Here is an 18,897-nt window from a genome sequence, read left to right as displayed (position 1 = left end):
CAGCCAGCATGGTGAATCAGAAACCGCCTGATTTGGGAATCCCAAATCGATTCAAGCTAACTTCATTCCGCTTTAGTGCGCGGTCCGCCTGGCCTTGGTCGCCTTCTGCTGCCGGTAAGCTTTGAATTGAGTCAGTATCTGCTGCGGATTCAGCTTTTCCGCCTGCCTGACCTGCTCTCTCAACCATTCCAACTCGGCGAGCTGTTCGAGTAGATCAGGTGAAAATAGTTCCAATAATGATCGTCGGTTCCTGGAAATCCGGAGCTTCTGCCGCAATTACGCAACTCCCATACGCACGCGTGCATTCTCTGGATACCTTTTACGCTGAGCTGTGATCGCGATATATCCGGAAAACCACTGCCACTACTTAAGGCTGAGATTCCGCGTTGCAGCGACCGGATATCTCAGGAGCGAGCGGGTTAATCCCCTTCCGTAGTAGCTCCCGCTTGTCGACCTTTCCCGAAACTCGCCGGAAAGGCCAATAGCCCGAACCGGAGGCTTCGCGGATCGAACAGCCCCGTCCGGAGACGGATTGGGAGGGAACTTCGAACCACCAGCAGGTGCCTTCGCTTGCTTGCGGGAGCCACTCTAAGCGATGTCGTCGATATCGACGCGCAGCGCGGCGGCGATCTTCTTGAACGTCTCGATGGTCCCATCTCGCTTACCGGTCTCGAGCTGCGAGATATACGGCGCGGCGAGACCGGTTGCTTCGGCCAATTCCTTCGCGGACATGCCGCGGTACTCGCGCCAAACGCGAAGCTTGTTCTCGCCGTCGATGAGTCGGTCCACGACTTCCGCGGGGATCAATTCCTCTTCGCCGGATGCAAGGCGACGCTTGATCTCGTCAATATCACGCGTATCGGCCGTATCCTCGGCGGCTTCGACCAGGCGCTCATACTCCTCGAAAGGAATGAGCACCATGCGGTCCCCGCTCGGAGTGGTGATAATATTCGGTTTGCTCATAGACCTAGTCCTCGTAAGCGCTGCCGCGCGGACGCACCTTCAATACATCCAGAACAACGCCGTCCTGGGTGAAGATGACGCGCCAATCCCCCACACGCAGCCGGTATTCGTCCTCTCGCCCCTGAAGCTTCTTGACGTTGTTCGCTAAGCTTGCGGGGTCCGCCGCATATTGTCGAATTTTTCCCCGGATCAGTTGGGCCGTGTTGGTCGGCATCTTCATCAGGGCCTTAGCAGCGGCTTTGGTATAGCGAATTTCCATGTGCTAAATAATTAGCATATCGCTAATGTATGTCAATGTAGGTATAGCATATCGCTAATCATCTGAGTGCCGTTCCTCGACATATACGGCTTCCATGGAAGCAGCCGATATCGACTCTTGCAGGCTCGGGCAATGCTCCCGACAGGAGGCAATCAAGCTTTGCCTGCGAGTATCCCATGATGAAAGTGGAGCGGGTGCGAGATTATAGATCCTAGGATCTCGTCGACTCGGTCGCGGTATTCCGGCGGCGGAGTCCAGTTGGATAGCTCTGCCTCCTAGGCGCATCCACAGGCTGCTTCGAAATTCGATCGATCAGAAGTCGGTCACGCGGGCGGATTGCCATTTGTCGAACGCGTACGCTCCGTCCTCCCAAAACCTGTAGAGCGTGCCCTCCCATAGGACAAAAAGATGTCTGAATGCATCTTTTGCAGGGAAGGTACCTTTACGAAGTATCGGCAGCCCTTCATCGACATAGGCTCCGTAGCAGCCAAGATTGATGTAGATTACTTGGTTGGTATCTGGTCGATATTCCTTGCTCAATTTCTTGCTGATCACGCGATCGAGTGCTGCCGGAATTGCCTCGAATCTCTTGCGCCAATCCTCGACCGGGTCCTGCCTTATAGCCGACCCATTTGGTTCATCGCCGCGACGACGTCCATCCATGTCGGCCTCAGTCGCTTCGAACTGATCGATTTGCCCTTTGGTCTGAACTTCGAAGTCCGGTCGGTCGGCGGACACTAATCTGACGGCGTCCGATGACAGTGCGTCAGCGACGCGGCTGGCAATCCAGGCGTCACGCAGAAATGTGAGGCCGGCTTGCCGGAAAAAGATCGATCGAGGGATAGATCGAAGAATCTCATCGAGACGGTGACGGTATTCCGGCGGCTGCATCCAGTTGGCGAGCTCCGCTTCCCAGGTGTCGAGGGTTCGATTTGGAATCCGATCGATCCGCTTCGTCATTTTTCGCTTTCAGTTGCTTGAGGCGTTCGGCTCCGTTTTGCCATCCGATCTGATGCCGAGCACGCAGCCCGTTGGGGTGCACGCAGGACGCTCTGCTCTAGGTCGCCCCATCGTTTTGGGGCAACAGCGGAAGGCCCCGAGGCCCGGGCACCCCACTTTGTAAGTTAGCGAGGCAGTCCTTCATCATTGTCAAAATCGCCTCCTTACTCTCGCGGCCCTTGTCCCAGACGTAGCCATGGGCGAGGCTAATCACGATGCCGCTACTAAGGTGCACCAAGAAGCCACCCGGTATGACGGTGATTAGCAGAACGGTAGCGCCGCTGCGCGCCAGACCTTTCAATGCTGGCTCAATCAGGTCTTGGAGATCATCGTGCTCAGATTTCCTAACCAGGAAATAGGCTCGCCCGAGGGCGATTAGACCAACAAGCGGGGCCACTACGTTGGCGTAGACAATGCCGCTGCATTGAGTCGCCGTGGCCGATGCCACTAATTTGGCCGGGTCGTTCCAGTTGCAGTAGATTGACACGCCGCAAACGTCGCCACCTACAAGCTGAGCCACGTTTACACAATCTAAGTGCTTGAAGTATTCGCTGACTTGATCGGCATGATCGAGGATTATGATCGGCATACCGCGAGCCGTGATTAAGTCTTTCCAATATTCGTTCGCCCAGGTGCCAAGTTGCTCCAGCGCGCCAAGGTCGGGCAACGCCGTGCTAACGGCCTTCCAACTACCCGCAAGGGTATGGCCACCGTCGTAGAGCCTGTGCCAGCTGCCGCCGATGTGTGTGCGAAGATACTCAGCATCCATAGCCTTACTAGCAATGGTCGCGTACTGGTTGCTCAAGTGATCTGCCAGCCAATTGCTGAATTCGCTGTTGTTCTCCAATCGAGCGCGGCCGTATACGCCTCGCCGGCAACAGAGGCCGTCGCGGTCAGTCCGCTTGTTATTGAGCTACGGACGCGTTCCGAGGCCACGCGTCCGGCGTCCCGCCAGCCGGATGTGACTTGCATGGCGCGTTGGCGCCAAGCATCCAGAAAATCCATCTTGCCCCCTAAACGCGAGTGGAATCTTACTGAATGTCAGTCAAAGGCCGGCGGCACCGTCCTTGTGGTCGCGCAATCGGTAAGCGCTCCGAAGAAATGGATATTGCGTGCTAGACAAGCCTTCGAAACCGGGATCGCGAGAACCTCGTGGGTTTCGTTTTCTGCGATGATTCGTGGCAATGCGGTGAACTCAAATTGTGCTCGCCCCATAGATGGATAGATGGATAGATGGCCTCCAATTTTTTCAACTATTGGCTGCTCCTTCGGATGCAGCAACCCTAAAACTAGGTCTCAATCTGATATCAAGCAACGCGCGATGCTGTCGCATCGAAATGTGATCCACCGAACGGGCGTCCGAAAAGGTGGTCAATCAGAGTTCTTTTCTTCAATGACTTTAGTGACCGTTTGGACGATGGCGATCCCGGCAGGATTCGAACCTGCAACCCGCGGAGTAGAAATCCGCTACTCTATCCGGTTGAGCTACGGGACCGTCTTGGCGAGGCATCTCGCCATCAGGCCTTTCTTTAATATAATCATAGGCCTGTCGCCAGCATGGCACAGCGCAAAATAACAGGAAAAACAGAAGGCTGGGGTACCGATTGGGGCCACTGGCCAGCCGTCTTGAAATCCGGCAGGCTGGCCTTCCGAGCCCGGAATGCGCCCACTCGGGGCGAACCGACAGGGCCGAATCGCGGCGTTCACGCATTTGCTGGAAATAGCGCCCGGACATTAAGACCGGGACTCCACGGCTTTAGCCGTCGGTATCATTGGCTGGCTGCATCAGTTACCGGCGCGGCGTCCACCGCAAGGCTCGCAAAGGCCTCCTCCTGCGCCGGACGCAGGTAAGGGCCGCGACCGTAATTCGCACCCGGTCGAATTGTTTCCAAATGTTTCTGACAGTAGGGAGGTGAGCGCTGCCGAAAAAAGCTTGGACGGGAGGGGTCGATGACCTTGATGCAGAGAGTAAAACGCAAGCTGTTCCCGCCTCGCGAAGTCATCGAGGGGTATGAGAGCGAGGAGTTGGTCGAGACGATCTTCCACAAGACCATCGCTTACGATCCTACCGGCGACTGGCCGCTCGTGGCCGGGATCAATTCAGTGCTCGATTTCGGAGGCGGCGCCGGCCTGCATTACAAGCTCGCCCGCAAGCAGGCGCCGGACATCCGCTGGGCGGTGGTGGAAACGCCGGCCATGGCGCGCCGCGCGCGTCAGTTGGCGACCAATCGGCTGATGTTCTTCAGCGATATCCGCGAAGCCGCCGACTGGCTCGGAGACATCGAGCTGATGCACTCGAACGGCGCCATCCAATACGTCCCGGAAGCGATCGAGACCATCCGCACTTTGTGTGCCACGCGGCCTGCGGCGATGGCATGGTATCGCGTGCCGATCAGCGACGCCAATGCCAAGGCAGAGGTGCAGACATCCTTCCTCAGCGACAATGGACCGGGAGCGCTGCCGACGTCGAAGGACAAGCTCGTCAAGTACGCCAGGAACTGGATTCCGGCGCAATCATTCCTCGCTGCGCACGAGGGCTATCGCGTCGCCGAGCACGGTCCGGATCCGCGCGAGCACGGCACCCAGCAGTTCCGCTTCGTTCGACACTAAGGCTGGGTAGCCGCCCAGCCTGCCGATGCGAAAGATCCGATTTTTCGGTAACCCGATCCGAACCATTTTCTCGTATCGGGCGACAAAGCCGTGCGGGTGGAGCGCGGGTTGCGGTCCACGGTCACCGCCTGCCGTGCCGGCGCTCCGCCGGCCGGGGATAATGACTGGTTTGGCAATGCCTGTTTGCGACTTCTTCGCTACGTTGTTTCCGCGCCATCAGTCTGTCACCTTTTCGCGCCCTTTTATTCGTCACGCGGCGTTCGTTCGCTGCCCCGGGAGATCCGTCATGATTGGTTTGGTTCGTGTCGCAGCTTTTTGCGCAGCGCTGGCGCTTGGCCTCGCGACGGCGCAGGCGGCTGACAAGGCGTTCAAGCGCGACGACCTTGCCGATTCCGCGATCAAGCTGGAGGCGCAGATCAAGAGCGAGGCGGGGCCGGTCGCCAAGAGCACGGCGACGCTGAAGACCGATGCGGATGCCGCCTTCCGCCGCGCCGACTTCCGCTCCGGCTTGCAGATCCTCGGCCAGATCGCCGCCACCACGCCGGAGGACAGCAACAACTGGCTGCGGCTCGCCCGCACCATCTTCCAGATCCGCACGTCGACCTCGAGCGAGCAGACCTTCCTGCTCGAGCGCGCCTCGACCGCCGCCTACATCGCCTACCAGCGTGCTGGCAACCAGGCAGAGGAGGCCGATGCGCTGGCCGTTCTCGGCCGGGCATTTTCGGATCGCAAACTGTGGCGGCCGGCGCTCGATGCTTTCAGGATGTCGCTCGACATGCGCGAGGTCGCCGACGTCCGCGGCCAATATGAGAAGATGCGCGACGAGCATGGCTTCCGGCTGCTCGACTACAGCGTGGATTCCGATGGCGCGACGCCGCGGGCCTGCTTCCAGTTCTCCGAGGAATTGGCCAAGCGCGTCGATTTCGCGCCGTTCGTGGCGCTTGCCGGCACTGACAAGCCGGCGCTCTCCACCGAGGGCAAGCAGCTCTGCGTCGACGGGCTGAAGCACGGCGAGCGCTACAACATCAACCTGCGCGCCGGCCTGCCGTCGACCGTGAAAGAGGTGCTGCCGAAGTCGGGCGAATTCAACATCTATGTCCGCGACCGCAAGCCGTTCGTGCGCTTCACCGGCCGCGCCTATGTGCTGCCGCGCACCGGCCAGCGCGGCATCCCCGTGGTCAGCGTCAACACGCCGGCCGTCACCATCAACGTGTTCCGGATCGGCGACCGCAACCTGATCAACACGGTGATCGACAGCGACTTCCAGCGCACGCTGAGCAGCTACCAGCTCTCCGACCTCGGCGACCAGCGCGGGATGAAGGTCTGGTCCGGCGAACTCGCGACCGCGACCACGCTCAACCAGGACGTTGTCACCGCGTTCCCGGTCGACCAGGCGCTCGGCGACCTGCAGCCCGGCGTCTATGTCATGACCGCCGCCGCCAAGGGGCCGAGCAGCGACGATGACGGCACGCTGGCGACGCAATGGTTCATCGTCTCCGACATGGGGCTGACGGCGTTCTCCGGCAATGACGGCATCCATGTCTTCGTCAATTCGCTGGCGTCCACCGAGCCGGTCGCGAAAGTCGACGTGAAGCTGGTCGCCCGCAACAACGAGATCCTGGCCACGCGCAAGACCGATGAGACTGGTCACGTGCTGTTCGAAGCCGGGCTGGCGCGCGGCGAGGGCGGCCTGTCGCCGGCGCTGCTGACCGTGATGAGCGAGAAGGCGGACTATGCGTTCCTGAGCCTCAAGTCCAACGCCTTCGACCTGACCGATCGTGGTGTCGCAGGTCGCGCGGTGCCCTCGGGCGCCGATGCCTTCGTCTATGCCGAGCGCGGCGTCTACCGCTCCAACGAGACCGTCTATCTGACCGCGCTCTTGCGGGACGGGCAGGGCAACGCCATGACCGGCGGCCCACTGACGCTCGTCATCGAGCGACCCGACGGCGTTGAATTCCGCCGCGCCGTGCTGCCCGACCAGGGCGCCGGCGGCCGCACCATGGCCGTCGCGCTCAATTCGGCGGTGCCGACCGGCACCTGGCGCGTGCGTGCGTTCACCGATCCGAAGGGCTCTTCGGTCGGCGAGACCACCTTCATGGTCGAGGACTACATCCCCGAGCGGATCGAATTCGACCTGACCGCCAAGGACAAGGTCATCAAAGCTGAAGTTCCAGTGGAACTTAAGGTCGACGGTCATTTCCTTTACGGCGCGCCGGCTTCCGGGCTGCAGCTCGAAGGCGACATGCTGGTGACGACGGCGGCCTCGGGCCGTCCCGGCTATCCCGGCTACCAGTTCGGCGTCGCCGACGAAGAGAGCGCCAGCAATGAGCGTACCCCGATCGAGAACCTGCCGGAGTCGGACGCCAAGGGCACGGCTGTCTTCCCGGTGAAGCTGGAGAAGGCGCCGACCTCGACCCGGCCGCAGGAAGCGCAGATCTTCGTCCGCATGGCGGAGACCGGCGGTCGCTCGGTTGAGCGGAAGATCGTGCTCCCGGTGGCACCGGCGAGTTCGCTGATCGGCATCAAGCCGCTATTCGGCGACAAGAGCGTGGCAGAGGGCGACAAGGCCGAATTCGACGTCGTGTTCGTCGATCCCGACAGCAAGCAGCTCGCGCGCAACGGTCTGCGCTACGAACTCCTGAAGATCGAGTCGCGCTACCAATGGTACCGCCAGGGCTCGTCCTGGGATTTTGAACCCGTGAAGTCGACGAGCCGTGTCGCCGATGGCGATGTCAATCTCGCCTCCGACCAGCCGTCGCGGCTGTCGTTCGCGCCGCAGCCGGGCCGCTACCGCCTCGACGTCAAGTCGAGCGATGCCGACGGTCCGCTGACCTCGGTGCAGTTCGATGTCGGCTGGTATTCCGACAGCAGCGCCGACACGCCGGATTTGTTGGAGACCTCGATCGACAAGCCGGAATACCAGTCCGGCGACACCATGGTTGTGTCCGTCAACGCTCGTTCGGCGGGGCGGCTGACCGTGAACGTGCTCGGCGATCGCCTGCTGACGACGCAGACCGTTGACGTCAAGGAAGGCACGCAGCAGGTCAGGCTCACCGTCGGCAAGGACTGGGGCACCGGCGCTTATGTGATGACGACCTTGCGCCGTCCGCTCGATACCGCCGCGCAGCGCATGCCGGGCCGCGCGATCGGCCTAAAATGGTTTGGTATCGACAAGAAGGCTCGCACGCTCGCGGTGACGCTCTCGCCGCCGTCGCTGGTGCGGCCGGGCTCGGCGTTGAATATCCCGGTCAAGCTCGACGGGCTCAATCCCGGCGAGGACGCCAAGGTCGTGGTGGCTGCCGTCGATGTCGGCATCCTCAACCTCACCAACTACAAGCCGCCGGCGCCTGATGATTACTATCTCGGCCAGCGCCGCCTGACGGCCGAAATCCGCGACCTCTACGGGCAGCTCATCGACGGCATGCAGGGCACGCGTGGCCAGATCAGGACCGGCGGCGATTCCGGCGGCGCCGAATTGCAGGGCTCGCCGCCCACGCAGAAGCCGCTTGCGGTCTATTCCGGCATCGTCACCGTCGGCGCCGATGGCACCGCCGAGATCAGCTTCGACATTCCGGAATTCGCCGGCACAGCGCGGGTGATGGCGGTCGCATGGAGCGCCACCAAGCTCGGCCGCGCCACCACCGATGTCATCGTGCGCGATCCCGTGGTGCTGACCGCGACGTTGCCGCGCTTCCTGCTCAATGGCGATCACGGCACCATGAGCATGGATATCGACAATGTCGAGGGCGCAGCCGGCGACTACATCATCAATGTCAAGGCGTCCGGTCCGGTGAAGCTCTCGGGCAATCCTGCCACCACGGTAAGACTCGCCGCCAAGCAGCGCACCTCGTTGTCGCTGGCACTCGATGCCGGCGGCGCCGGCGCCGGCAATCTCGACGTCGACATCACAGGCCCGAACGGACTGACGCTGGCGCGCCATTACGCGCTCGACGTCAAGCCGGCGACGCAGGTACTCGCGCGTCGCTCGGTCCGCACGCTGGCGAAGGGCGACAGCCTGACGCTGACGTCTGACATGTTCACCGACCTCGTGCAGGGCACAGGCGGCGTGTCGGTGTCGGCGAGCCTGTCGACTGCGCTCGACGCCGCGACCATCCTCAAGGCGCTCGACCGCTATCCGTATGGCTGCTCGGAGCAGATCACGAGCCGCGCGATGCCGCTGCTCTATGTCAACGACCTCGCCGCCGGGGCGCATTTGGCGATGGACACCGCGGCCGACCAGCGCATCAAGGACGCGATCGAGCGGCTGCTCGCCCGCCAAGGCCCGAACGGCTCGTTCGGTTTGTGGTCGGCCGGCGGCGACGACGCCTGGCTCGATGCTTACGTTACCGACTTCCTGACCCGCGCCCGCGAGAAGGGGTTTGTGGTGCCGGACGTGCTGTTCAAGAGCGCGCTCGACCGCATCCGCAACGCCGTTGTCAACGCCAACGAGCCGGAGAAGGACGGTGGCCGCGATCTCGCTTATGGCCTCTACGTGCTCGCCCGCAATGGCGCGGCCCCGATCGGCGACCTGCGCTACCTCGCGGACACCAAGCTGAACAACCTCGCGACCCCGATCGCCAAATCGCAACTCGCGGCCGCGCTGGCGCTGGTCGGCGACCGGGCGAGGGCGGAGCGGGTCTATGCCGCCGCGCTCGAGGCGCTCAATCCAAAGCCGGTGCTTGAGTTCGGCCGCACCGATTACGGCTCGGCGCTGCGCGATGCCGCCGCGCTGGTCTCGCTCGCCGGCGAGGGCAACGCACCGCGTGCGACCATGATCGGCGCCGTCGCGCGCGTCGAGGCGGCGCGGGGGCTGACGCCTTACACCTCGACCCAGGAGAATGCCTGGCTGGTGCTGGCCGCCCGCGCGCTCGCCAAGGAAACGCTGAGCCTCGACGTCGACGGACAGCCGGTCAAGACAGCGGTGTTCCGCAGCTACAAGGCTGAGGCGATGGCCGGCAAGCCGATCAAGATCACCAATACCGGTGAAGCGCCGGTGCAGGTCGTGGTCTCCGTGTCGGGCTCGCCGGTGACGCCGGAGCCGGCCGCTTCGAACGGCTTCAAGATCGAGCGCAATTACTTCACGCTCGACGGCAAGCCGGCCGGCGTCAGCAAGGCGAAACAGAACGATCGTTTCGCCGTGGTGCTGAAGATCACTGAAGCCAAGCCGGAATACGGCCACATCATCGTGTCGGACTATCTGCCGGCCGGCCTCGAGATCGACAACCCGCACCTCGTATCCTCCGGCGACTCCGGCACGCTCGACTGGATCGAGGACGGCGAGGAGCCCAAGCACACTGAGTTCCGCGATGACCGCTTCACCGCAGCGATCGACCGCGCCAGCGACGCCAAGTCGGTGTTCACGGTGGCCTATGTCGTCCGCGCGGTCTCGCCGGGCAAATACGTGCTGCCGCAGGCCTATGTCGAGGACATGTACAACCCCTCGCGCTACGGCCGCACCGGCACCGGCACCGTGGAGGTACGCGCGGCGAAATGAGTGGTGGTGGGATGAGGGACGGTGCCATGAAGGGGACGGCGTCTCCACAGACACCATCGTCATGCCCGGGCTTGACCCGGGCATCCACGCCTGCCGCGGAGAAGAACGTGGATGGCCGGGACAGGCCCGGCCATGACGTCCGTGGTAGCAGGCGGCGCGTCATACGCATCGCTGCGTTTGCTGCGGCTGTTCTCATTGTCACTGCATCTGCCTTCACCGTCTGGGCCATCTCCCTCGGCCCGTTGCCACTTGCAGACGCGCGCAAGGTCTCCACCACAATCGTCGACCGCAATGGAAAACTGCTGCGCGCCTACGCGATGGCCGACGGCCGCTGGCGGTTGCCGGTCGATGCGAAGACATCAGTCGATCCGACTTATCTGAAGCTGTTGCTCGGCTACGAGGATCGTCGGTTCTATTCCCATCGCGGCGTCGATCCGCTGGCGCTCTCGCGCGCCGCGTTGCAGCTCGTTACCTCCGGCCACATCGTCTCCGGCGGCTCGACCATCACGATGCAGCTCGCGCGGCTGATGGAGCCACGGCGCGAGCGTTCGCTCTACGCGAAACTGCGCCAGATCGTGCGCGCCGTTGAGATTGAACGGCAACTCGACAAAGACGAGATCCTCAACCTCTATCTCGCGCTGGCGCCGTTCGGCGGCAATCTCGAAGGCGTGCGCGCGGCATCGATCGCCTATTTCGGCAAGGAGCCGAAGCGGCTGACGCTGGCGGAAGCGGCGCTGTTGGTCGCACTGCCGCAATCGCCGGAGCGGCGGCGGCTCGATCGCTATTCGGACGCCGCGCGCGAGGGGCGCGACCGCGTGCTCGATCGCATGGTGGAAGGGGGCGTGCTGCCCGTCGATGATGCGGCGCAGGCCAAGTCGGAAGCCGTGCCGAAATATCGCAAGCCGATGCCGATCCTGGCGCCGCATTCCGCCGACCAGGCGCTCGCGACGATGAAGGATGCGAGCCTCATCCGGCTGACGCTCGATGCCACGCTGCAGAAGAATCTGGAATCGCTCGCCCGCGATCGGGCCGTCGCGCAAGGGCCGAACATCTCGGTCGCCATCATCGCGGTCGACAATGAAAGCGGCGACATCCTCGCCCGCGTCGGTTCGCCCGACTATTTCGACGAGCGCCGGGCAGGGCAGGTCGACATGACGCGCGCGGTGCGCTCGCCCGGCTCGACGCTGAAGCCGTTCATCTATGGCCTCGCCTTCGAGGACGGCTTTGTGCACCCCGAGAGCCTGATCGACGACCGCCCGATCCGCTTCGGCTCCTACGCGCCGGAAAATTTCGACATGACATTCCAGGGCACCGTGCCCGTGCGCAAGGCGCTGCAATTGTCGCTCAACGTGCCCGCGATCGCGCTGCTCGACCGCGTCGGCGCGAGCCGGTTGTCGTCGCGCCTGAAGCAGGCGGGCACCAGCCTGGTGCTGCCGAAGGACGAGGCGCCCGGGCTGGCGATGGGGTTAGGGGGCGTCGGCATCACCCTGCAGGATCTGGCGCAGCTCTATGCCGGCTTCCCCCGGCTCGGCACCACCAAGCCGCTCCGCGAGATCATGCTCGATCAGGACGAGCGCGAGCCGATGCGGCTGATGGACCAGGTTGCCGCCTGGCAGGTCGGCAATGTCCTGATCGGCACGCCGCCGCCGGAAAATGGCGTGCACAACCGGATCGCGTTCAAGACCGGCACCAGCTATGGCTACCGCGACGCCTGGTCGGTCGGCTTCGATGGCCGCATCACCATCGGCGTCTGGGTCGGCCGTCCCGACGGCGCGCCGGTGCCGGGGCTGGTCGGGCGCAGCGCGGCGGCGCCAATCCTGTTCGACGCCTTTGCGCGGACCGGCAGGATTCCGGCGGCGCTGCCGAGGGCGCCGAAGGGAACGCTGGTCAGCGGCAACGCCAAGCTGCCGCTCCCGCTGCGCCGGTTCCGTCCCATGGGGGAACTCGTGCGCACGGGCAGCGATCAAGCGCCGCACATCCAGTTCCCGGTGAACGGCTCGCGCATCGATGTTGATCGGGCGGCCGGCGGCGAGGTCACGCCAATGCCGGTCAAGGTCGCCGGCGGTGTCCTGCCGTTAACCATGCTGGTCAACGGGGTCGCGATTGGCGATCTCGATAGCCGCCGCCAGCGCCTGATCGATCCGCCGGGCCCCGGCTTTGCGCGATTGACCGTGATCGACGCCACCGGGGCCGCCGATACGGTGGTCATCCGGGTGCAGTGACCCGGAGCCCACACAGGGGACAAAACGGAACCTCTGCGGTTGTTTGGCCTACGGTTTCATCGTATGCGAAGCCCATGGTTGAGACCGTCAATGTCAGACGTTTCGGAGCAGGGCAACAGCCTGTAAAACCTGCGCATTCCAGCCGCAGGCTGGCGCTCGCATTCGAGTTTGCGACCGCCAATCATAAGCGCTCGGTCCTGTTCCTGGTGCTGTGCTGCCTGATCCTGTTCCTGCCCGGCTTCTTCGCCATCCCGCCGATCGACCGCGACGAGGCGCGCTTTGCGCAGGCGACCAAGCAAATGGTTGAGAGCGGCGATTTCGTCGACATCCGCTTCCAGGACGATGTCCGCTACAAGAAGCCGGTCGGCATCTACTGGTTGCAGGCCGCAGTCGTTGAAACGGCGTCCGCCCTTGGCCTGCCGCGGGCGCAGACACGGATCTGGCTCTACCGGGTGCCGTCACTGATCGGCGCGATCGGCGCCGTGCTTTTGACCTATTGGACCGCGCTTGCCTTCGTCACCCGGCGCGGCGCGGCGCTGGCGGCGCTGATGATGGCAAGCTGTGTGCTGCTCGGGGCCGAGGCGCGTCTGGCGAAGACCGATGCGATGCTGCTGCTGTCAGTCACGGCCGCGATGGGGGCGCTGGCACGGGTATATCTGTCCTGGCAGCGCGGCGAGGATCCCGCGCATCCGCCGTGGGCGCCGCCTGCGATCTTCTGGACTGCGCTGGCCGGCGGCATCCTGCTCAAGGGGCCGCTGATCCTGATGTTTGTCGGGCTCGCCATCGCGGCCCTGGCGATCCTCGACCGCTCGCTGGAGTGGTTCTCCCGCATGCGCCCGGTCTGGGGCCTGATGTGGTGCCTGGTGCTGGTGCTGCCGTGGTTCGTCCTGATCTTCTTGCGCGCCGGCGAAACCTTCTTCGCCGACTCCGTCGGCGGCGACATGCTGAGCAAGCTCGGCGCGCAGGAATCCCATGGCGCGCCGCCCGGGCTCTATCTCGTCCTGTTCTGGATCACGTTCTGGCCGGGCGCGCCGCTGGCAGGTATGGCGGCACCGGCGGTGTGGCGGGCGCGGCGCGAGCCCGGCGCGCAGTTTCTGCTGGCCTGGCTGATCCCGTCCTGGATCGTGTTCGAGGCGGTGCTAACGAAATTGCCGCATTACGTGCTGCCGCTCTATCCCGCCATCGCGATCCTGACCGTCGGTGCGCTGGAACGGCGCGTGCTGTCGCGCTCCGTCTGGCTGATCCGCGGCTCGGCCTGGTGGTTCGCGATCCCCGCGATCGCCGCCGTGATTGCGGTGGCTGGCGCGATCAAGCTGACCCATCAGCCGGCGTTTCCGGCCTGGCCGCTCCTGGCGGGTGCGATGATCTTCGGCCTGGCCGCCTGGTGGATGTTCGAGGACAGCCGCGCCGAGCGCTCGTTCCTGAATGCGGTGATCGCGGCGATGCTGCTTGCGATTGCCATCTATGGCCTGGTGGTGCCGTCGTTGAAGCCGCTGTTTCCAAGCGCCGAGGTGGGGTACCTCCTGCGCTACGCCAATTGTCCAAGTCCGAAGCTGGCCTCGGCCGGCTATCACGAGCCGAGCCTGGTCTTTTCGACCGACACCTCGATCGTCCTGACCGACGGTTCGGGCGCTGCGGATTTCCTGGCGCAGGGCGCATGCCGGTTTGCGCTGGTGGAGGCGCGTTCCGAGCGCAATTTCGTGCAGCGGGCCGAGGCGATCGGTTTGCGCTACAGCGCGGCGATGCGCATCGATGGCTATAACATCTCGCAGGGCAGGCCGATCTCCATTGGCATCTACCGTTCCGAGGACGTGCAGTAGAAAATGTCGGCGCCGGTCGTTCGCCATGAATCCGCAAGCTATCCGGCGCGCTTGGCCACGCTGACGGGGCGGTCGCTTGCCCAGCTTGTGCGCGCGCCGTCGCATTCGCGTCGCGCCGAAGCCGGCCGGCGCGCGGCGCGGCACGGGCTGGCGCTGATCGCGATCATCGGCGCCGCCATCATTGTGCTGATGCTTGCGTTCGATGTGCCTGAGATCAAGCTGATGCCGCCGCGCGGTACCGCAAGCCTGTGGTGGGTCCGCATTCTCACCGATTTCGGCAAGGATGCCTATGTGCTTTGGACCGTGGCTGGACTGTTGATCCTGGTTGCGATCATTGCGCCGGCGCTGCACGGCATTCGGCGATCCCTGCTGTTGGGACTAGGAACGCGGTTGCAGTTCCTGTTCTTCGCGGTGTTGTTCCCGGTCCTGGTCGGCGACCTCCTGAAATGGGTCGTCGGGCGCGGCCGGCCGTTTGTGGGCGGCGAGCCCAACGCCTTCAACTTCTCGCATTTCGCCGGCAGCGAGGCCTATGCGAGCTTTCCCTCCGGGCATGCGACCACTGCCTTTGCGCTGGCCTTTGCGGTCTCCGCACTGTGGCCACGGCTGCGGTTCGTGATGCTGATTTATGCCCTCGTGATCTGCGCCACCCGTCTGGTATTGCTGGCGCATCACCCGAGCGACGTGGTCGGCGGCGCGCTGGTCGGCGTGATCTGCGCCATGGCGGTGCGCTACTGGTTTGCGGCCCGGAGGCTTGGCTTCGCGATCCAGCGCGACGGCACGATCTACCCCCTTGCCGGCCCGTCACTGGACCGCCTCAAAAGGGTTGCCGGGCGCGCTTCCGCCACATAAAAGCGGGCGCCGTCCCGCCCTATCAGGCGGTTCCGGCCGCAAGGCCGTCCAGAGAGCAAAAAATCCAGCCAAGAGTGCCGAATTGCCTTCTTCCGACCAGACCGCGGTGGCCGTCTCCATCGTTGTGCCCGTGCGCAACGAGGCCGAAAACATCGCGCCGCTGATTGCGGAGATCGCCGTCGCGCTCGGCCGCCGCTGGGTCTACGAGATCATCTATGTCGATGACGGTTCGACCGATGCGACCGCGTCGCGGATCGGCGCGGCCATGAAGGAGCGCTCCAATCTGCGCCAGCTCCGGCACGTGGCCTCTTCGGGGCAATCGGCGGCCGTGCGCAGCGGCGTCCGTGCCGCGCGCGGCGCGATCGTCGCGACGCTGGATGGCGACGGCCAGAACGATCCCTCATTCCTGCCGGATCTGATTGCCGCGGTTGAGAACGGGAGCGGCCGCATCGGGCTTGCCGCCGGCCAGAGGGTAGGGCGCAAGGATACCGGCTTCAAGAAACTGCAATCGCGCATCGCCAATGCCGTGCGCGGCGCGATCCTGCGCGACGGCACGCGCGACACCGGCTGTGGATTGAAGGCATTTCCGCGCGAGGTGTTCCTGATGATGCCCTATTTCGACGGGCTACATCGCTTCCTGCCGGCGCTGGTCCGCCGCGAGGGCTTTGAGATCGCCTATGTCGACGTGGTCGACCGTCCCCGCCATTCCGGCGTCTCGAACTACGGCTTCTTCGACCGGCTCTGGATTGGGATCATGGATCTCGCCGGCGTCTGGTGGCTGATCCGCCGCAAGAGGCCGACGCCCGTGGTCACGGAAGTGACCGAGGTGACCGAGGAGCAGTGATGCTGATTCAGTACGGTGAGGCGCTCGGCAACTACCTCTACGACGTCTTCGTCGCCAAGTTCGATTTCTGGCTTGCGTTCGGCCTGGTCGCGCAATTGCTGTTTACCGCGCGTTTCCTGGTGCAGTGGATTTCGAGCGAGCGCGCCGGACAGAGCGTGGTGCCGATGGCATTCTGGTTCTTCTCGATGGGCGGCGGATTGATGACGCTGATCTATGGCATCGCCAAGCGTGAGCCGGTCATCATTCTTGGCCAGGGACTGGCCACGATCATCTATGTCAGAAACATCATGCTGATCGTGAAGAGTCGCGGGAAGGGATCGAGGACGCTGGATCGCTGAGGGAGCCCGGTAACCGCACGACTCTCACTTGAAGCGCTCGATGATCCCGCAAAGACGATCGCAGGATTTCGCCAGGTGCTTGTTTGGCACCGTCGCGATGCCCAGAAGAAGCCCCGATCGTCCGGAATCCGGCCGTGCGTACCAAGTTGATAAAGCGGATGGTGCCATTCCGAACGCGAGGGTTTCCCTGGCGATGGATGTGTCCGGCGCGCCGTCGGGCAATCGTAGCAGCACCGCCAATCCCGCCGTTGTGATGCTGGCAGCCTCGACGTGCGGCCGCAGGCACTCCAGCAAGGCGTCGCGCTGAGCAAAGTAGGCACGTTTGGTGCGCCGAAGATGGCGCAGGTAGTGGCCTTCGCGCATGAATTCGGCGGTCGCGAGCTGCACGGACGGCCCGGGCGGCGGCGCCAGGCACGCGGCGACCTCCGCGAAGCGCGACGAGAGCGAGGCGGGCGCGACGAGGAAGCCGAGCCGCAAGGTCGGACTGATGGTCTTGCTGAAGGAGCCGATGTGGATGACGCGCCCGGCGCGATCAAGTGAGGCGAGCGCCGGCGCGGCTCGCCCCCTGAGCTGCAGTTCGCTCAGATAGTCGTCTTCGATCACCCATACGCTTGCTTGAGCGGCCCAATCGAGCAGACGCAATCGGCGTTCCAGTGATAGAGTAACCCCGAGCGGCGCCTGCTGCCCGGGGGTGACGACAACCAGCTTGGCGTCCGGGGCGTGGCGCAGCCCATGGTCGACATCGATGCCGCTGTCGTCGACTGGTATTGGTACAAGCGATAATCTTGCGAGCTCCAGGCCGTGGCGGGTGAACGGGAAGCCGGGGTCCTCTGTCCAGGCTTTCTGTCCCTCGAGGCCAAGGACGCGGAGCGCCAGTCCGAGTCCGCCGCTGTATCCCCCGGTTATGATGACCTGCGAGGCCGAACATTCGATACCACGGGCGATGGCAAGATAGGCGGCGATTTCCCGCCGCAGTTCAAGTTCACCGCGAGGGTCCGGGTAAATGGGTGCTGCGCGCGCCTCAGTGCGAATGGCATGGGCGCGGATTCGTGCGAGCAGCGTGGCCGGAAATGTTTCCTTTGCAGGTACCCCCATCTGAAAGATGGCCGGTCCCTGGGTCATCTCCCGATACATCTCCATGAACGAGCCCGGATCAGGCGGCTGCTCGGAGCGGGTGACTGCGCGAGGCCGATCCGCGACATGGGTGCCGGCGGCCCGCGAAGCGACGATGAGCTGCGCTGCGGACAGCTTCTCGTAAGCCGCGCGCACAGTGCCGCGGGCGACGCCAAGCTGCGCCGCAAGGTCCTGCCAGGACGGCAGGCGCGCGCCGGGTGCGAGCACGCCGCTCTCGATCGCCGCGCCGATACCCTTTCGGATCTGCTCAGCCAGCGGCGTCTTCGCAGAGCGGTCGAGTTCCAATTTGAGCGGCTTGGTCACGTGGCTCGTAGTACACGATTTTCGTGCGTTCTTGGTGCTTTTTTCCGACCTAAGGGGAGGACATTTAATGGAGCGAAAGGAGAAGAGCCATGAAGATACGAACTGTCATTGCCGCAGCATCCGCTGCCATTGCCATTGCCATTGCATCTGCTTCGCCCATTTCCGCCCAGGATGTCGGCGGCAAGGTCACGACGAACTTCGAGCAGACGATACCCAACATTCCCGGCAAGTCTCTGATCGCGGTGGTCGTCGACTACCCGCCGGGTGGAGCCTCGGCTCCGCATACCCACGCAAAATCGTCCTTCATCTACGCCTATGTCATTTCCGGAAGCATCGAGTCGAAGGTGAACGACGGAGCAACGCGGGTCTACAAGGCGGGTGAGAGTTGGTCCGAACCACCCGGCGCCAGCCATTCTATCAGCCGCAATGCGAGCAGGACCGAGCCGGCAAAGCTGCTCGCTGTCTTCGTCGTCGATACCGACGACAAGGCACTGACCACACCAGTCAAATAGAGCCTGAAGACCAAGGAGAATAACGATGACCAAGCGTCTCGATTACAACCAAGTCGCGCCGAACGGCGTAAAAGCCCTTGGCGGCGTCTATGGCTATATCATGCAGAGCGGTCTTCCCGCCGAGCTGGTTGACCTGGTTTACTTGCGGGTTTCGCAGATCAACAACTGTGCCTATTGCCTCGACATGCACACCCGCGACCTCATCAAGAAGGGTGTGAAGGTCGAGAAGCTTGCGCTGGTGCAGGCTTGGGCGGAGGCTGGCCATCTCTTCAGCGAGCGTGAGCGTGCCGCGCTTGCCTGGGCCGAAACGGTGACACGTGTGTCAGAGACCGGCATACCGGATCAAGCATTCAACGCCGCGCGCACAGTCCTCGAGGAAAAGGAACTGGTCGATCTCACGATCGCGATCGGCTTGATGAATGTCTACAACCGGTTGGCCATCGGCTTCCGGAACACGCCACAGGCAGTACTCGAAAATAACAGGGCTCTCGTTCAGTAATCGACGCCCGGATGTCCATCGCAAAATAGTCACCCGCGCCTGCCAGCGCAG

At 63.5% G+C, this 18,897-nt stretch carries 14 protein-coding genes and 1 tRNA gene; 9 read left to right on the top strand and 6 right to left on the bottom strand.

What is annotated here, in order from left to right; translation table 11 throughout:
• Nucleotides 1-588 precede the first annotated feature (588 nt).
• From AC5ZGW_RS16180 to AC5ZGW_RS16160, 5 genes are all read right to left on the bottom strand, one after another.
• Nucleotides 589-963, bottom strand: coding sequence for a helix-turn-helix domain-containing protein (locus AC5ZGW_RS16180; RefSeq protein ID WP_130223518.1), 375 nt, complete (start codon nucleotides 961-963; stop codon nucleotides 589-591).
• 4 nt (nucleotides 964-967) lie between these two features.
• Entirely contained in the window at nucleotides 968-1,222 is a 255-nt protein-coding gene (locus AC5ZGW_RS16175) for a type II toxin-antitoxin system RelE family toxin (protein WP_130223516.1), read from the bottom strand.
• A 312-nt stretch (nucleotides 1,223-1,534) separates the two neighbouring features.
• Nucleotides 1,535-2,182 carry a hypothetical protein gene (locus tag AC5ZGW_RS16170; protein WP_130223514.1) on the bottom strand — a complete coding sequence of 216 codons (648 nt, stop codon included), beginning with the start codon at nucleotides 2,180-2,182 and terminating at the stop codon, nucleotides 1,535-1,537.
• Nucleotides 2,183-2,279: 97 nt separating this feature from the next.
• Entirely contained in the window at nucleotides 2,280-3,068 is a 789-nt protein-coding gene (locus AC5ZGW_RS16165) for a hypothetical protein (RefSeq protein WP_130223512.1), read from the bottom strand.
• Between the two features lie 571 nt (nucleotides 3,069-3,639).
• Nucleotides 3,640-3,716: transfer RNA gene (locus AC5ZGW_RS16160), tRNA-Arg, on the bottom strand.
• Nucleotides 3,717-4,171: 455 nt separating this feature from the next.
• Between AC5ZGW_RS16160 and AC5ZGW_RS16155 the strand changes: the two genes are divergently transcribed.
• The 7 genes from AC5ZGW_RS16155 to AC5ZGW_RS16125 all read left to right on the top strand — a co-directional run bounded on the left by AC5ZGW_RS16155 (nucleotide 4,172) and on the right by AC5ZGW_RS16125 (nucleotide 16,398).
• Complete coding sequence (locus tag AC5ZGW_RS16155) at nucleotides 4,172-4,831, top strand: class I SAM-dependent methyltransferase (protein ID WP_130223510.1); 660 nt, start codon at nucleotides 4,172-4,174, stop codon at nucleotides 4,829-4,831.
• Nucleotides 4,832-5,117: 286 nt separating this feature from the next.
• Nucleotides 5,118-10,325, top strand: coding sequence for an alpha-2-macroglobulin family protein (locus AC5ZGW_RS16150; protein ID WP_130223508.1), 5,208 nt, complete (start codon nucleotides 5,118-5,120; stop codon nucleotides 10,323-10,325).
• On the top strand, nucleotides 10,322-12,547 hold the full coding sequence (gene pbpC, locus AC5ZGW_RS16145; protein WP_207230944.1) for a penicillin-binding protein 1C: 2,226 nt from the start codon (nucleotides 10,322-10,324) through the stop codon (nucleotides 12,545-12,547). The genes AC5ZGW_RS16150 and pbpC overlap by 4 nt, the downstream gene beginning before the upstream one ends.
• A gap of 74 nt (nucleotides 12,548-12,621) precedes the next feature.
• Nucleotides 12,622-14,367, top strand: a complete 1,746-nt coding sequence (locus AC5ZGW_RS16140; RefSeq protein WP_130223504.1) for an ArnT family glycosyltransferase — start codon at nucleotides 12,622-12,624, stop codon at nucleotides 14,365-14,367.
• A gap of 3 nt (nucleotides 14,368-14,370) precedes the next feature.
• Entirely contained in the window at nucleotides 14,371-15,216 is an 846-nt protein-coding gene (locus AC5ZGW_RS16135; RefSeq protein ID WP_130223502.1) for a phosphatase PAP2 family protein, read from the top strand.
• Between the two features lie 82 nt (nucleotides 15,217-15,298).
• Nucleotides 15,299-16,060 (top strand): glycosyltransferase family 2 protein, encoded by a 762-nt coding sequence (locus AC5ZGW_RS16130; RefSeq protein ID WP_130223500.1) that lies wholly within the window; start codon nucleotides 15,299-15,301, stop codon nucleotides 16,058-16,060.
• Entirely contained in the window at nucleotides 16,060-16,398 is a 339-nt protein-coding gene (locus tag AC5ZGW_RS16125) for a lipid-A-disaccharide synthase N-terminal domain-containing protein (RefSeq protein WP_028166827.1), read from the top strand. Before AC5ZGW_RS16130 ends, AC5ZGW_RS16125 begins: the two co-directional genes overlap by 1 nt.
• 24 nt (nucleotides 16,399-16,422) lie before the next feature.
• Here the strand turns inward: AC5ZGW_RS16125 and pdxR are convergent, their stop codons facing one another.
• Complete coding sequence (gene pdxR / locus AC5ZGW_RS16120; RefSeq protein ID WP_130223498.1) at nucleotides 16,423-17,835, bottom strand: MocR-like pyridoxine biosynthesis transcription factor PdxR; 1,413 nt, start codon at nucleotides 17,833-17,835, stop codon at nucleotides 16,423-16,425.
• Nucleotides 17,836-17,924: 89 nt separating this feature from the next.
• On the opposite strand from pdxR, the gene AC5ZGW_RS16115 reads away from it, so the two are divergent.
• Nucleotides 17,925-18,347 carry a cupin domain-containing protein gene (locus AC5ZGW_RS16115; protein ID WP_130223496.1) on the top strand — a complete coding sequence of 141 codons (423 nt, stop codon included), beginning with the start codon at nucleotides 17,925-17,927 and terminating at the stop codon, nucleotides 18,345-18,347.
• 25 nt (nucleotides 18,348-18,372) lie between these two features.
• Nucleotides 18,373-18,846, top strand: a complete 474-nt coding sequence (locus AC5ZGW_RS16110; protein ID WP_130223494.1) for a carboxymuconolactone decarboxylase family protein — start codon at nucleotides 18,373-18,375, stop codon at nucleotides 18,844-18,846.
• The last annotated feature ends 51 nt before the right edge of the window (nucleotides 18,847-18,897 follow it).

The sequence above is a fragment of the Bradyrhizobium sp. Crot121 genome (assembly GCF_059512385.1).
This window is presented reverse-complemented; position numbering and strand designations above follow the sequence as displayed.

What these genes read in the sequence shown, in the direction of transcription:
- AC5ZGW_RS16175 (WP_130223516.1), bottom strand. Translation starts at nt 1,222, where the DNA reads ATGGAAATTCGCTATACCAAAGCCGCTGCTAAGGCCCTGATGAAGATG.
- AC5ZGW_RS16125 (WP_028166827.1), top strand. Translation starts at nt 16,060, where the DNA reads ATGCTGATTCAGTACGGTGAGGCGCTCGGCAACTACCTCTACGACGTC.
- AC5ZGW_RS16140 (WP_130223504.1), top strand. Translation starts at nt 12,622, where the DNA reads ATGGTTGAGACCGTCAATGTCAGACGTTTCGGAGCAGGGCAACAGCCT.
- AC5ZGW_RS16180 (WP_130223518.1), bottom strand. Translation starts at nt 963, where the DNA reads ATGAGCAAACCGAATATTATCACCACTCCGAGCGGGGACCGCATGGTG.
- AC5ZGW_RS16110 (WP_130223494.1), top strand. Translation starts at nt 18,373, where the DNA reads ATGACCAAGCGTCTCGATTACAACCAAGTCGCGCCGAACGGCGTAAAA.
- AC5ZGW_RS16150 (WP_130223508.1), top strand. Translation starts at nt 5,118, where the DNA reads ATGATTGGTTTGGTTCGTGTCGCAGCTTTTTGCGCAGCGCTGGCGCTT.
- pbpC (WP_207230944.1), top strand. Translation starts at nt 10,322, where the DNA reads ATGAGTGGTGGTGGGATGAGGGACGGTGCCATGAAGGGGACGGCGTCT.
- AC5ZGW_RS16155 (WP_130223510.1), top strand. Translation starts at nt 4,172, where the DNA reads ATGACCTTGATGCAGAGAGTAAAACGCAAGCTGTTCCCGCCTCGCGAA.
- AC5ZGW_RS16135 (WP_130223502.1), top strand. Translation starts at nt 14,371, where the DNA reads ATGTCGGCGCCGGTCGTTCGCCATGAATCCGCAAGCTATCCGGCGCGC.
- AC5ZGW_RS16115 (WP_130223496.1), top strand. Translation starts at nt 17,925, where the DNA reads ATGAAGATACGAACTGTCATTGCCGCAGCATCCGCTGCCATTGCCATT.
- AC5ZGW_RS16170 (WP_130223514.1), bottom strand. Translation starts at nt 2,182, where the DNA reads ATGACGAAGCGGATCGATCGGATTCCAAATCGAACCCTCGACACCTGG.